Annotated in this window: 10 protein-coding genes and 1 pseudogene; 3 read left to right on the plus strand and 8 right to left on the minus strand. The window is 68.7% G+C overall.

Annotated elements, in window-relative coordinates:
* Positions 1-162: 162 nt before the first annotated feature.
* The 4 genes from ACFYOH_RS41510 to ACFYOH_RS41525 form a co-directional block, all read right to left on the minus strand.
* A complete protein-coding gene (locus ACFYOH_RS41510) occupies positions 163-1,593 on the minus strand; it encodes a dihydrolipoyl dehydrogenase family protein (RefSeq protein WP_388636668.1) in 1,431 nt (476 codons plus the stop codon).
* 118 nt (positions 1,594-1,711) lie between these two features.
* Complete coding sequence (locus ACFYOH_RS41515; protein WP_388636646.1) at positions 1,712-2,185, minus strand: VOC family protein; 474 nt, start codon at positions 2,183-2,185, stop codon at positions 1,712-1,714.
* A gap of 229 nt (positions 2,186-2,414) precedes the next feature.
* A complete protein-coding gene (locus ACFYOH_RS41520; RefSeq protein ID WP_388636648.1) occupies positions 2,415-4,799 on the minus strand; it encodes a SpoIIE family protein phosphatase in 2,385 nt (794 codons plus the stop codon).
* 133 nt (positions 4,800-4,932) lie between these two features.
* On the minus strand, positions 4,933-5,406 hold the full coding sequence (locus ACFYOH_RS41525; protein ID WP_388636650.1) for a MarR family winged helix-turn-helix transcriptional regulator: 474 nt from the start codon (positions 5,404-5,406) through the stop codon (positions 4,933-4,935).
* Positions 5,407-5,649: 243 nt separating this feature from the next.
* On the opposite strand from ACFYOH_RS41525, the gene ACFYOH_RS41530 reads away from it, so the two are divergent.
* Together ACFYOH_RS41530 and ACFYOH_RS41535 are read left to right on the plus strand one after the other, a co-directional pair.
* Positions 5,650-6,135, plus strand: a complete 486-nt coding sequence (locus tag ACFYOH_RS41530; protein ID WP_388636652.1) for a hypothetical protein — start codon at positions 5,650-5,652, stop codon at positions 6,133-6,135.
* 1,074 nt (positions 6,136-7,209) lie between these two features.
* Positions 7,210-7,875 carry a pyridoxamine 5'-phosphate oxidase family protein gene (locus tag ACFYOH_RS41535; protein ID WP_388636654.1) on the plus strand — a complete coding sequence of 222 codons (666 nt, stop codon included), beginning with the start codon at positions 7,210-7,212 and terminating at the stop codon, positions 7,873-7,875.
* Positions 7,876-8,072: 197 nt separating this feature from the next.
* Here the strand turns inward: ACFYOH_RS41535 and ACFYOH_RS41540 are convergent, their stop codons facing one another.
* From ACFYOH_RS41540 to ACFYOH_RS41550, 3 genes and pseudogenes are all read right to left on the minus strand, one after another.
* Positions 8,073-8,804, minus strand: coding sequence for an alpha/beta fold hydrolase (locus ACFYOH_RS41540; RefSeq protein ID WP_388636656.1), 732 nt, complete (start codon positions 8,802-8,804; stop codon positions 8,073-8,075).
* 155 nt (positions 8,805-8,959) lie between these two features.
* On the minus strand, positions 8,960-9,814 hold the full coding sequence (locus tag ACFYOH_RS41545) for an alpha/beta fold hydrolase (RefSeq protein WP_388636659.1): 855 nt from the start codon (positions 9,812-9,814) through the stop codon (positions 8,960-8,962).
* A 224-nt stretch (positions 9,815-10,038) separates the two neighbouring features.
* Positions 10,039-10,451 (minus strand): annotated as a pseudogene (locus ACFYOH_RS41550) (transposase); the annotation flags it as partial.
* Between the two features lie 678 nt (positions 10,452-11,129).
* Here ACFYOH_RS41550 and ACFYOH_RS41555 point away from each other — a divergent pair.
* Entirely contained in the window at positions 11,130-13,241 is a 2,112-nt protein-coding gene (locus ACFYOH_RS41555) for a BTAD domain-containing putative transcriptional regulator (RefSeq protein ID WP_388636662.1), read from the plus strand.
* 115 nt (positions 13,242-13,356) lie between these two features.
* On the opposite strand, the gene ACFYOH_RS41560 is transcribed toward ACFYOH_RS41555, so the two are convergent.
* Complete coding sequence (locus ACFYOH_RS41560; RefSeq protein WP_388636665.1) at positions 13,357-13,872, minus strand: sigma-70 family RNA polymerase sigma factor; 516 nt, start codon at positions 13,870-13,872, stop codon at positions 13,357-13,359.
* Positions 13,873-14,709: the final 837 nt, after the last annotated feature.

Genomic DNA, 14,709 nt, shown 5'->3' on the forward strand with positions numbered 1-14,709 from the left:
ACCACCCCCCCCCCCCCCCCGCCAACGCCCCCCCCCCCCCCCCCCCCCCCCCCCCCCCCCCCCCCGGGGGGGGGGCCCGCCCCCCCCCCCCCCCCCCCCCCCCCCCCCCCGGGCCACTCAGCCGGACGGTGTCGCGCGACCGTCATTCGACGGTGGTGATGGTCAGCCGCGGAGGGTCTCCAGCAGCCTGAGCCAGACCTCGCTGATGGTGGGGAAGGCTGGGACGGCGTGCCAGAGCCGGTCGATCGGTACCTCGCCCGCGACGGCGACGGTGGCCGAGTGGAGCAGTTCGGCGACGCCGGGGCCGGCGAAGGTGGCGCCGGCGACGGTGTTGCTGTCGAGGTCGACGAGCATGCGTGCCTGTCCGCGGTAGTCCTCGGTGTATTGGTGGGCGCCGGCGACGTTCGCGAGGTTGTAGTCGACGATCTTGATGCGTCGCCCGCTCCCCTCGGCCTCGCGGCTGGTGAGGCCGACGGACACAACTTCCGGATGGGTGAAGACGACCTGCGGAACGGCCGTCGTGTCCGCGGTGGCGACGTGCGCTCCCCAGCGTGAGTCGTCGACCTTCTCGCCCTTGGCGCGGGCGCCGATGACGGCGCCGGCGATCCTGGCCTGGTACTTGCCCTGGTGGGTCAGCAGGGCACGCCGGTTGACGTCGCCTACGGCGTAGAGCCAGCCGTCGGCGACCGCGGTCACCCGGAAGGTGTCGTCCACCGTCAGCCAGTCGCCCGGGGTGAGCCCGACGGTCTCCAGGCCGAGGTCCCAGGTCGCCGGGGCGCGGCCGGTGGCGAGGAGGATCTCGTCCGCTGTCAGCTCCGTGCCGTCGGTGAGTGCGATGCGCAGCTCGCCGTCGATGCGCTCCATGGCGGTCACGGAGGTGGCAAAGCGGATGTCGACGCCGGCCTCGCGCAGTCCCTCGGCGACGAGTTCGCCCGCGAACGGTTCCATGCGTTCGAGTAGTTCGTCCTCGCGCACCAGGAGGGTGACCTGTGATCCGAGCGCCTGCCAGGCGGTTGCCATTTCGACGGCCACGACTCCGCCGCCGACCACGGCCAGCCGGCCCGGTGCCCGGTCGGCGCTGGTCGCCTCGCGGCTGGTCCACGGGCGTACCGTGTCGAGGCCGGGAACGGGGGGCAGGGCCGGCTTGCTGCCGGTGGTGACGGCAACCGCGTGCCGGGCGGTGAGGTGGACGGTGTCGCCGTCGGGGGTCACCACGTCGACCTGGCGGGGGCCGGTCAGCCGGCCGTGTCCGCGGACGAGATCGACCGATACCGAGTCGAGCCAGTCGGCCTGGTCGTCGTCCTTCCAATAGGAGGACATCCGGTCGCGGTGCGCGAGGACCGCCTCGACGTCCAGCGGGGCGTCCGCCGCCCGGCTGAGGCCGGGGACGCGGCGGGCGTCGGCGCGTGCGACGACCGGACGCAGCAGTGCCTTGCTGGGGTCGCAGGCCCAGAACGAGCACTCGCCGCCGAGCAGTTCGCGCTCGACGATGACGGTGCTGAGCCCGGCCGCGCGGGTGCGTTCGGCGACGTTCTCGCCGACGGGTCCGGCGCCGATGACGACGACGTCGTAGATTCGGTTGATCTCGCTCATCATGATCCGTTCGTCTGTGCCGGTATGGGGTGACCGGGGTGGGCTGGGGTGGCGGCGGGCACGGCGGGGTGGCCGCCGCCCGCCGCTGTCAGGGTGGCCTGGCTTGCGGGGGGGGGACTCAGCGGCCGGCGAGGCGCTGCTTGATCTCCTGGAGGACCCAGCCGTTGCCGTCGGGGTCGCTGAAGGTGAGGTAGCTGCCGTAGGAGGCGCGCTCGGGGTGCGGACCGGCCAGGCGCTCCTGGCCCTCGCCGTCGAAGACGGCCTCTCCGGCGTGGTGGCCGTGGTGCAGGAGGCCGCCGGCGTCGTGGAAGACGTCGCTGACCTCGATGCCGCGGGCGGTCAGCTCCGCGTGGGCTTCCTCGATGTCCGTGACGATCAGGTACAGACCCTGGGTGGAGCCGGGGGCCGCGGTGGTCATGCCGTCCCCGAAGATGATCGAGCACTCCGAGCCGGTGGGCGTGAAGTGGACCACCCGGAAGTCGTCGGACGCGGTGTAGTCGACGTCCAGACGGAAGCCGAGCTGCTCGTAGAAGGTCTTGGCGCGGTCGACGTCGGAGACGGGCAGAACGATGAGCTCGAGCTTGAAGTCCATGGGGGGAGTTCCTTCGTTTCTTTCTTCTGCTGCTTCTGGTGGGGGTGCCGGTCGGCGGTGCGGCGCCGGCCGGGCGGATGCCCTTGAGGCGGGCCGGGGCGACCGGTGCGGCTCAACCCATGACCAGAAACCTAGCCTACGTTTCCCTCATGCGCAAGGTAAATGTGCACATTGAAAGAGTGGTCAAGTTATCTAGTGAAGCGGGAATACCCCACTACACGGACGACCGTCAGGTCGAGGCCGCCGTCTTGCCGGTGGGCTGCTCTGCCCAGACGGTCTTCCCGTCGGCGGTGTAGCGGGTGCCCCACTGCTCGGCGAGGGTCGCGATGATGAACAGTCCGCGCCCGGACTCGTCGATGGTGCGGGCATGCCGCACGTGCGGGGCACTGAGCGCGCTGTCGCTGACCTCGCAGGTCAGCATCCGGTTCAGGATGAGGCGCAGGCGCAACGGCGGTGTGCCGTAGCGGGTGGCGTTGCCGACCAGCTCGCTGACTATGAGCTCGGTGGCGTACGAGGTCTCCACGTCCAGCCCCCAGGCGGCCAGCCGGTCCCGGGTCGCCTTGCGGGCGATCGGCGCCGCTTCGGGGCCTTCGGGGAGCGCGCACGTCAGGACCCGCCCGGTGGGCATCGCCTTGGTACGGGCCAGCAGGATAAGTGTGTCGTCGGTGTCGTCCTGCGGGTAGGCCCGCGCGATGCTCTCGCGTACCTCGGGCAGCGGCTCGGTGGCGGCCCCGTCCAGGAGGTGCCGCAGCGGGCCGGAGGGCGCCAGGACCTGTTCCGCGAGCTCGGCGGTGCCCAGCGCGACGGTGCTCCCGGCAGGCAGCGGGACGGTGGTGGCGGGGAAGGGTGCCGTGTCCGGGGCGGCCAGCGCCGGCCCGGCGGGGACGGACAGGGTGGTCGAGGTGCCGTCGGGGAGGATCGCGACGGGCTCGGGCAGCCCGGCGCGAGCGATCGTGCAAGTGAGCTCCACCGGGTCGTAGATCGCGACGGTGCAGCCGGCGGTGAGCGGCTCCCGAGCCAGGGGGTCCAGAGGCGGCAGCGCCGCGCGCGCGGCGACGAGCCGGGCCGCCGTGTCGCTCAGCCGGGCCAGCAGTTCGTCGGGTTGCAGGTCCAGCCCGAGCAGCGTGTGGATGGCGGTGCGCAGCAGTCCCATGGCGATGGCGGCAGGCATGCCCCGACCGGCCACGTCCCCGGCGACGAGCGCGGTCCGCGCGCCGGGCAGCGCGATCGCGTCGCACCACCCGCCGCCCCCCTCGGCACCCGTGATGTGAAGCGGGCAGACCTGGAGGGTGGGCTGGTCCGCGAGGTTCCCGGGAAGGAGCCTTCGCTGCACGGTGGACATGACGATCCACTCACGCATGTACAGCGAGGCCCTGTCGATGCACAAGGCCGCGTGTGCGCAGACGGCGGACGCCAGCGCCAGGTCGTCCTGCCCGTAGGCGTCCCCGTGTTCGTGCCGGCAGAAGCGGACGAGGCCGAGGACCTGATGGCCGAGGGCCAGCGGGGCGACGAGCACGGAGCGCGCAGTATCCTCCGCCACGGCGCAGGGACAGGACGGTTCGCCGACCAGCCACCCGCCGGTGCCGGCCGATGACACCACGCGCGGCTGGAGGTCGGCCAGGACACATGCCTCCGCGGTACCGGCGGCGAGGGGATGCACGGTCGCGGAACGAGGCAAGGGCTCTCGCCCGCGGACGGCCGCCCGGCACAGCAGCACACCCGGGCTGACCGGCGCCGTCAGGGCGTCGCCGCCCCGGACGGTGCTCTCGACGACGTCGACGACGGCGGCGTCGGCGAACGCCGGCACCACGGCGTCGACGAGCTCCTGGCACGCGTCCATGACGTTGAGCCGGTGTCCCATGCCAGTACGCACGCTCTGCAGGAGGTCCAGGCTCTGGCGCGCCTGCTCCTGCGCGGTGACGTCGGAGGCGCAGACCACCAGCCCGAGCACGGCACCGCCCGGATCCTGGAGCCGGAAGTAGGAGACACGGCGGATCGGATGATCGTGCCTGCCGGACCCTCCGGTGCCCCGCACGAGACGGTCGACCACCGGTACGCCGCTGTCCAGCACCGTGCGCGCGAGCGCGGCTTCCTCCCCGACGGCGGCGAAGCCGCATGCCTGAGTGAAAGGCGTGCCCTGCGGATATCCGGAGCGCCGCCCGCCCGTCGGGTCGACCGAGGTCATACGCATCAGGCGCAGGTCGGGGTCGTAGACCTGAAGCCGTGCGGGGCAATAGGTGAACAGTCCGGCAAGGAGAGAGGTCTCCCGTCGCGCCGGGCCCTCGCAGGCGGGGGTAAGTGCGCCGGCCGTCCGGGCACTCGGCGGAGCCTCGCCGTTCGCCGTGCTGTCGTTCCCCGCTTCGAGTACCTGCCAGACGACGTCACGGCCGTCGAGTGCGGGCCTGACCACGAGCGCGACCGGGTCCGGGATTCCGTGACGCTGCGGAAAACCGCCGTCGGCGGCCCTGTGCAGTAGTGCGCTCACTGGCTGGCCGAGGGCCTGTGCGGCAGACCAGCCGAACATCTTCTCGGCCGCACGTCCCCACCGGGCGACCCGGCCTCCCTCGTCGAGGAGGAGCAGGACATCGCCGGCGAGCACGTCACCGTCGGGCATGAGAAAGCACCTCCCTGCCGCCCGCCCGGTGGGGCCGGCGGGGACGAGCCCGCATCTGCCAGGGCTTTCTCCAGCACTCTAACCGCAAAGCGACATGCGTGAGGTGTCGAGGCGCGCCTGCACCGGGGCGGGGTCAGTCGCTGCTGGAGATGTTTCCGTGGAGCAGTTCGAGCAGGGACTTGGTGTCCGAGGCCTCCTCCTGGCTGAGGTTGGCAACTCGCGCGATGGTGGCCGGTACGACGCGAATGCGTTCGCGCAGTGCGGTGCCCGCATCCGTGAGCGTGATCTGCACGGTGCGCTCGTCGTCCACCTGGCGGCGGCGTTCGATCAGGCCATGGGATTCGAGACGCTTCAGCAGCGGTGTCAGCGTGCCGTAGTCGAGCTCCAGGAGCGCGCCTAGCTTCTTGATGGGCAGAGCACCGTGCTGCCACAGCACCAGCATCGCCAGGTACTGAGGGTAGGTCAGGTTGAACTGCTCCAGCAGCGGCCGATAGCGGTTCGTGAGCGCCCGCTGCGCCGCGTACAGCGCGAAGCACAACTGATCCTCAAGGAGCAGCGAGACCTCGTCCGTCTGCTCAACGTGCTGAACCGTCTCGGTGTCGTTCATCAGGAACCTCTCGTGCGACCCACTGTGTCGTCTCCTGACAGAGTACCCGCGATTTTCGGCGGTGCAATTAGATTGTGCACTTTTCAAATCGTAGGGTGTGTGTCTTGCGCTACATATTAGGAGCCCACGCTTTCCTCGTACACAAGGTTGAAGTACGTTCTATGGCATCCCCCGACGGTCGACCACCTTCTCTGCGTCAGGTCGTAGTCGAAAGAAAGCATCTAAAGCAACCCGAGGAGCCCCATGTACAAGACCGGATTCCGCAAGCTCGTCCCCGTCGTCGGCGCAGTCGCCGCGCTCCTCGTCGGTGCGCCGCTGGCCTCCGCCGCCGCCCCCACGTCACGCGAAGCGCACCAGCACACAGAGACTATAAACGTGGTCGCCAAACAGACCCAGACCCAGTCCATCGACCTGGGCGAGAAGGGCAAGAGTCTCGGTGACCAGCTCGTCATCGCCGAAGACCTGTACCGCCACGGCAAGAAGATCGGCGACCACAGCGTGGTGTGCACGTACATCCACACCGAACCCGACGCCCTGCAGTGCCTGGGCACCTTCGCCCTGCCCGAGGGGCAGATCACCGGCCAGGCCCTCCTCCACCTGCCCGCGCCCTCCGCCGTCGACGTCGCCGTCACAGGCGGGTCCGGCGCCTTCAGCAACGTCGGCGGCTACGTCCGGACCGTCCCCGCCGGCACCACCGAACGCCACGTCACCTTCAACCTCACCCGCTGACCACCCGCGGCACCCGGATGGTTCTCCGTCACACGAGGGTGCCGCGCCCGCCCGTAGTACGCAGGCAAAAGGGCCGCTCGCAGGCAGGCGGATCGATGCCCGGCAGACGAACCGCAGCACCTCTACCAGTCCAGCCTGTTGGGGGTCGGTGGAGCTGGGTCCGCACCCGGGGCTTCTCTCCATTCTGCGAACCGGCGCAAGGCGGTCACGCCCGTCGACCTGAGACCAAGTGCCGGCGAAGCTCAAGGTGGCGGTGAAGATGAGCGCGGTCAGTATCTCGCCCATCTCCGCCCACAGGGGAGCCAGGACGCCTGCGACGCCGGGGTCCAGGCAGGCTGGGGCAATCGCGAACATCAGCTCGCCGATGGAGGCAATCGGGGGACCGCGCGGAGGACTCGGGATGCGCAGGCGGCTCGTATCGCCGATGCAATATGACGTAAGCGGGAGTACACAATTGTTCATGACAACCGCAAGCATGACTAGCCCGTGGCGGCAAGCGGCCTGCGCCGTGGTGGCTGCGCTGGCCTCGATCGCGCGGGCGGTGAGCGGCGCGCATCTGCTCAGTGTCCTTCACCGTCAGGTACAGCCCGGCGCCACGGTCTCCGCCGAGGCCGTGAAGGTGCCTGCGGTACCGTCTCCTCGAGAGCGCACCGGCGCCGGACTCCGAGCCAGCCGCAGGGAGGGACTTTGTCAGGCCTGAAACCCGGCCGCTCTCCCGAGCCGACCGGAAGTCCCATCGATGCGCTCGGTCACGAAGGACTCACCGGATGGGGAGCCGTACCCCTGACTTCGGCATGTTCATCGAACCCAGTGCAAGGTTGAGTCTTCAACTGCTAGCTCCGTCGAATCATGTCATGCAGGGCAGCCATAACCGGCAATCCACCTCTCGACACAGAGAAGACCAAGCACGCCCCTGACCCACGCTGGCGCGCCCTCCATTGCACTCTCGGATCCCGCGTCCGCGATCCAGCCAGCCGCCTGGTATGTGATCAGCGCAACACGCACCGCGCCGGTATCGACGGACATACATTCTCCTAGCACACAAGTTACTTTACTCAAAGGAGTACCGTACATATGTCCCCTGCTCAGCCCGACGCCTACACCCCCACGGACCGGACGGTCCCCACCAGAAGTCGTGAACTCGCTTCGTACGACCGCGAACTGGTACACGCGATCCTCGACGCGGACTACCTCTGCCACCTCGGCTTCATCCGTGATGGCGCGCCCATGGTCCTGCCCACTCTGTACGCGCGGGTCGGCGAGCGCCTGTACGTGCACGGTTCCACCGGCTCACCGGCACTGCGCCGTGCTGGCCATGACGACGGTCTCGCGGTGTGCCTGACCGTTACCCACCTAGACGGGCTGGTACTGGCCCGCTCCGCCTTCAACCACACAATCAACTACCGCTCGGTCGTGGTGCACGGAGTCGCTCACCGAGTCACCGACCGTGACGAGCGCTGCGCGGCCCTCGATGCCCTCGTCGACCACATAACACCCGGCCGCGCTGGCGACTCCCGCCCTGCCAACGCCAAAGAGCTGGCCGCCACCGCCGTGATCGCCCTCGACCTGCACGAGGTCTCAGCCAAGGTGCGCACTGGCGACCCCGTCGACAATCCCGAAGACCTCTCCCTGCCCCACTGGAGCGGAGTGCTCCCTGTCACCCGAGCCTACGGTTCACCACTGCCGTCCGCCGACCTCGACCCCTCTCTCCCCCTCCCCGGCTACCTCACACGGCAGTGACGCAACACAGAGCACGCCTGTTGCGGCCCTGGAGTGTGCACCATCAGCTCATCGAGCTCGCGTGTGCGCTGCACACTACTGACAGTGAGAATGTGAGTGGTGGTTCTGCTGGTGAGCCTGACTCACTTACTGACGGGTTGGCCGCCGTCTCGGTGGGGTGGGAGGCGGCGGCCGTGGTGGGATGCGCTGTCCTGGGGTCAGTCGGTGAGGATCTGGGCGGCCTGTTCGATCAGGATGGCGACTGCGCCGGGTTGGGAGACCGTCACCGCGTGGGATGCCTCGATCTCGACGGTGTGCGCGTTTGCGCGCTTGGCCATGAAGCGCTGGGCGGCCGGCGGGATGTTGTGGTCGTCGGTGGCGGTCAGGCTGTAGGAGGGGGTGGTCTTCCAGGCGGCGTCGGTGGCCTTCTCCTCCAGCGCCGAGGCGGCGACGGGGCGCTGGGTGGCGGCCATCAGGCGGGCGGTGGTTTCGGGTACGTCGGCGGCGAACTGGCCGTGGAACTTGTCGGCCCTGATGTACAGGTCGCTGCCCGTCTTGCCGCCGGGCAGCGGGAACGGCACCGGGTTCAGGGTCTCGCCGAGCGTGCTGCCGGGGAACTTGTTCGACAGCTCCAGCGCGCTCTCGCCGGCCTCGGGGATGAAGGCGGCGATGTAGACGAGCGCCTTCACGTTCGGCACACTGACAGCGGCCTGGCTGATGACCGCGCCGCCGTAGGAGTGCCCGGCCAGCACGATGGGGCCTTCCACGCTCCTGAGGTAGCTGTTCAGGTAGGCGGCATCGCCGGCCAGGCCGCGCAGCGGGTTCGCGGGCGCGACCACCTGGTAGCCGTCGTGCTCGAGGCGCTCGATGACTCCGTTCCAGCTCGAGGAATCCGCGAACGCGCCGTGCACTAGCACGATCGTGGGCTTCGTCTGCGACGTGGTGTTCATGACGGGACTCTCCATCTGCTGCGTGGCGCGGTGTTCAGCGCCTTGGTCGGCAGCCCCCAAACCCGTTTCCGCGCGGAGGCGGGGGTAGGGGGGTGGTTCGGAAAGGCGGCCCGCCGGCTGCGCGGGGATGCGCAGCCTGGTGGCCGGCCGTGAGGTCAGCGGGTGGTGGCGTGGGCGGCCTGCTCGATCAGGCGGGTGACCGTGCCGGGCCGGGAGACCGTGACGGCGTGGGACGCCTTGGTCTCGACGGTGTGTGCGTGGGCGCGCTTGGCCATGAAGCGCTGGGCGGCCGGCGGGATGTTCTTGTCCTGGGTGGTGACCAGGTCCCAGGAGGGGATGGTCTTCCAGGCGGCGTCGGTGGCCTTCTCCTCCAGCGCCGAGGCGGCGACGGGGCGCTGGGTGGCGGCCATCAGGCGGGCGGTGGTTTCGGGTACGTCGGCGGCGAACTGGCCGTGGAACTTGTCGGCCCTGATGTACAGGTCGCTGCCCGTCTTGCCGCCGGGCAGCGGGAACGGCACCGGGTTCAGGGTCTCGCCGAGCGTGCTGCCGGGGAACTTGTTCGACAGCTCCAGCGCGCTCTCGCCGGCCTCGGGGATGAAGGCGGCGATGTAGACGAGCGCCTTCACGTTCGGCACACCGACAGCGGCCTGGCTCATGACCGCGCCGCCGTAGGAGTGCCCGGCCAGCACGATGGGACCCTTCACACTCTTGAGGTAGGAGTGCAAGTAGGCGGCGTCGCCGGCCAGGCCGCGCAGCGGGTTCGCGGGCGCCACCACCTGGTAGCCGTCGTGCTCGAGGCGCTCGACGACCCCGTTCCAGCTCGAGGAATCCGCGAACGCACCGTGCACCAGCACCACCGTGGGCTTGTGACGCTCCGGCACGTGGTGCGCGGCCGCGGTGCCGGCCGAGGCCGCCGCCACACCGGCCACGGACAACGCCGCCGCACCGGCCACAGCACCCAGCACGACAACCCGCCGACGAGCGGACCGGCCAACAGACGTGACGTTCATAGCAACTCCCTGTGCACGAAACGGACCTTGACGCTGCGTTCGCGGGCCGCCCGGGTCTCCCCGGCCGGTCCGACACCGAGAAACATAGCCAACAACTATTTTGTGCGCAAGCTAATCGCGTGTGAGACATGTGTAGGTGCAGAGTTACCAGATGATCACCTCACCACCTGCACCCACCCCGCACCACGGATACCACGCCAACACACCGGACCTCACCATCACAGCCAGCCAGGGACGGGGATGTGCTGGCTGTTGCCCGGACGTAGATGTGACACAGGATCCGCTGCGGTGAGGTGCGAGCATCGGGTCGCAAACAGCAGATGACGTCGATAGCCAGGACCAGCCGGCCGTCGGCCGCCCGAGGCAGCAGCACCGCGGCCAGAGCCCGCCACAGCCGACCGGGCATCTACCCGGCCACGCGCGACGGCCGCGTAGAGCCGCCATGACGGCGACGGTGTTCGCCGACCAGTGACACACCTCGGCCAGCGATCTCACCGGCCCGTCGCCGCACAGAACGGGCGTCAGCCAGCTCGAACAACGCATCCGAACGAGCGGTGAGACAGGAGTAGAACTCGCCCCGGAAGCATGGCAGTTCAGCCAATGCCTCTTGCCGGGCATCGCGATGCAGCAGACTCATCCTCACGGCCTTCGTACTGAACCTGCGTGTTCCTTGGTCGGAACAAATGTTCAGACGTGGGCCGCCTTCACGTACGGCGGATACCAGACCGAGTGATCAAGTTCGATGCACCATTCGACATCGGACGTTAAAGATCAAGCTAGCACACGCCCATCCCATGGCAGGAACAAGGGGAAGGTCGAGCGGAACGTAGCGCGCTTCTGCCGCTGCTTCCGCACTTCACGGTCACGAACAGCACATATTGACGAGAACCTTTCACGTCGGAGAGTTCGTAACAGTGCTGGCGCGGCCGGCGCAAACGACCCAAACAGGGCAATGACGGATCGAAGATGAGCTTTTACACCCCAGGAATGTGTCAAACCCCGTGCTTTTCCCGGGGGTGAAGATCACAGTACTGCGGCATCTTGGAGAGACGAGGTATGAGGCATCTAAGAGAGGTTCCAGAAATGGAGCGCTTCGACCTACTGACTGTTCCACCATGCCGGGACCATGGTCGGGAAACTCGTGCCAGCCTCGCAACCGTCTCGGTACACACATCTCGGACGGGAGAGAAGGCCCCCTGAATCATGGCGTTACTAGACAGTGCAATTTTAGTCATCTCGTCAGGCTGGCATACACCCCCTCGGTCGTTCCGTAGGCAGGACGGTGCAGCGACATGTGAGAAATGGCAGCGGTAGCATGAGCACGACAGTGCGTTACTCCCTCCTCGGCACCGTGCAGGCGCTGCGCGGTGACAATGAGCTGGATCTGGGCCCTCCCAAAAGGATGGCCCTGCTCGCCCTGTTGTTGCTGCGCGCGCCCGGTCCCGTGTCGCTGAGCGACGCGGTGGACCTGTTGTGGGACGAGGAGCCGCCGGCCAGTGCCGTCAACGTGGTGCACCGGCACATCGGGGCCCTGCGCAGGATCCTGGAGCCGGGACTGAGCAGCCGGTCCGACGCCCAGCACCTGGCCCGCGCCGCTGACGGATACCGCCTCTTGGTCGACACCACGACCTGTGACTTGCCGCGCTTTCGCGACCTGCGTGCCCGGGCCCAGCTCGCGGTTAGGGATGGGCACGCGGCGCAGGCTGCCAAGGACTTCATCGCGGCCCTGCGCCTGTGGCGCAGCCCCGTGGTCGCCGAAGGCACCCTCGCCGCCCGGCATCCGGTGTTCACCTCTGTCGGACACGAGTTCGTCGTCACCGTCAAAGAAGCCGCCGACGTCGTCCTCGCTTCCGCGCCCGCGCTGACGGAGGAGGTACTGGCAGTCCTGCGCAGTGCGGTGGACCGCCACCCCTTCGACGAGGCACTGCACGCCCGCATCATCACCGCCCTGGCCGCCACCGGCCGTCAGGCCGAGGCGTTGCAGCAGTTCGAGGCCATCCGCCGCGCCCTGGCGGACGAACTCGGCGTCGAGCCCGGCCCCGGCCTGCGGGCCGCCCATCAGCGTCTGCTCCAACGCCAGCTCACCCGTGCCACACGCAAGCCGGAGAAGCCCAGGGAGACCGCCGCCCCTCTGGCGCACCTGCCGACCGTGTCCGTGCCCTTCGCCGGTCGGCAGGAGGCACTCGAGCGCTGCATGGAACTCCTCCCGCCGGAGGACGACGGAGAGTCCGCCGCCCAGACCGTAGTGCTCTGCGGCATGGCTGGCGTCGGCAAGACGACCCTGGCCCTGCGCTGGGCCCACGAAATGGCCGACCGCTTCCCCGACGGACAGGTCTACGTCGACCTCCAGGGACATCACCCTTCACGGCTGCCCCTCAGCGTCGTCGCAGCGATGAACGCGGTCCTCGAGGCCCTCGGCGCCCCGCGCACAGCAGCCGCCGACATCTCCGCACTGAGCGCCCCGTACCGCCGGGCGCTGGCCGGACGGCGGCTGCTGATCGTCCTGGACGACGCACGAGACTGCGAACAGCTGCGTTCACTGCTGCCCACCGCACCCGGCTGCCTGACCGTCGTCACGAGCCGGCGACGACTTGAGGGCCTGACCGTCACCCACAACGCGCGGATCCTCACCGTCAACCCGATGACCCGGCACGAGGGCCTCCAACTCCTCGAACGCCGCCTCGGCACGGACCGTGTCAGCTCCGAACAGACCAGCGCCGAAGAGATCGTCGAACTGTGCGGAGGACTTCCCCTGGCATTGGCCGTGACGGCCGCACGGGCCCTGTCGCGCCCCCGGTTCCCCCTCGCCGACCTCGCATCCCAACTTCAGGACGGTCTGGCCGCCCTGTCCAGCCAGGATCCCCGCACGGACGCACGCAAAGCATTCCGTCTCTCCTACTCCGCGCTCAGTCCGGGCGCCGCGAGCCTGTTCCGGCTGTTCAGCATCCACCCCTCACGCGACATCACCATGGCGGCCGCCGCCAGCCTCGCCGGAACAAACCTCGCTCAGACCACCGAGAATATGGCCGAGCTCACCGATCACCACCTGCTCGCCGAACTGGTCCCCGGCCGCTACACCTGCCACGACCTGCTGCGCGCCTTCGCCACGGAACTGAGCACGGCACTGGACCCGCCGGATGCGCGCTTCCAGGCACGCGCCCGGATGTTCGAGCACTACCTCTACAGCGCCGACGCCGCCACCACGCTCCTCGCCCCGCACCGCAGCGCTGTCATCCTGCCGCCACCCCGCCCCGGTGTCAGGCCCCAGCAGTTCCACGCGCGGACCGACGCCGCCGAGTGGATCATCGCCGAGCGGTGCCTCCTGCCAGCCCTCGCCCGGGACATGGGCCACTCCCCGCAGAGTGAGAAGCTTCTGCGACAGCTGACCTCCACGCTCGAGATGTCATTGCAGCCGGAGCCCTGGTAAGACCTGCGCCCGCGGGCGCAGCCGGTCTCGACGGCCGAGGTGGCCGCGGCCGGGTCCTGGGCGCCGCGGGCGACCCACCGGCTCTGCCGTGCCCCTGCGTGCCACACGCGTCGGATCAGGCGACCGCCTCGGTGTGGAGTACGGTACGGAGCTTGCGAATGGCGTTGTGCTGACGGGACTTCACCGTTCCGGCGGGTATGCCAAGGATGTCGGCCGTCTCCTTGATCGTGCGGTCGCACAGGTAGAGGTGGATCAGGACCGCCCGGTGTTCGGGGGACAGCCGGCACAGCGGGGGCTTGGCCACCATGGCGTGATGCACGGCCTCGATGTGTTCCGTTCCCGAGGTAGGGTCGCTGTAGGTGCCTCCCACTACCTCCTTGCGTGTGTGGGGCTTTCGCACCCAGTCCACGATCAGGTGACGGGTGACGGTGAAGAGCCAGCCCTTCACTGAGCCCTCCATCTCGATCAAGCGGTCGATGTTCCGCCATGCCCGGATAATCGCCTCCTGCACGATATCCTCCGCAAGCCCGTGATCACCCAGCATCTTCTCGGCGTAGGAGACGAGCCCATCCCGATGCTCTCGCATGATGCTGCCGAGCAGATCGGTACGTGGTGTTTCCGTGTCGGGCATGGCCATCGTCTTCTGAGCCGTCCTGGTTCTCTGTCACAACGATCCGAGGCGGTAAACAGCGTCCGCACGCGCACTGTAGGCAGGGGTGAGTGCTCAAAGACTGCCGCGTTTGTGCCGTTGTTGTGGTCCTCCCTCTGCTCTTGTGACGCTCGCTGTCCGTCAAGTCGTCAGGCCCACATGTGTGTGCTCTGGAAGGAGGGCGGGACCCCCGTGCCCGGACACGTAGCCCGCGGAAGATGTCCTAGGCGTCTCGCCGGCGGTCGGACGGGGCGCTGGAGACCGGCCCAGGCGATGCGCGACGCGTGCACAGTCACCGTGCCGTGAGAGTTCCCCGTGCGCGCCCTCGTAGATCCGGGCGTGCAAGTCGGCTCTCCCCGGTGGAGACCGGCGTTTCAGGCACCGGGTGCGTGGTGGACCTGCTCCGGCCCGAGAACGAAGGCCGTGCAGTGTGATGTCGGCCACAGCGGGATCGAAGGTGATCCGCACGTCCGTACGCAGGCAGTCCTGACCAGCGCTGCCCGGTCCACTTGCTCCACGACGTCTCCGGCATGATCAACAGCAGGGCGGACGAACCAGTTCACCGCGACCACCTCACCGGATTCGCCCGGTTGGCGTCGCAGTTCTCCCGATCTCGGCAAGTGGGATGTCTCCTCCCGGCTGCCACCTGTGCGGGACGTGTGGGCAGTCTCAACACTGACGCTCCGCAGACATTGGGCCACCCTCCGCAATCTCGAGAGCAAGGGAGCCCGGTCGCGTCCACCGAGGTGGTGTATCGACGGCCACTCGGTGATCTCGTTTTGAGGCTATGCGGTGAGTTCGGTCGGGAGGACGGTCTCG

This window comes from Streptomyces sp. NPDC007856, assembly GCF_042868225.1.
Classification (GTDB): Bacteria; Actinomycetota; Actinomycetes; order Streptomycetales; family Streptomycetaceae; genus Streptomyces.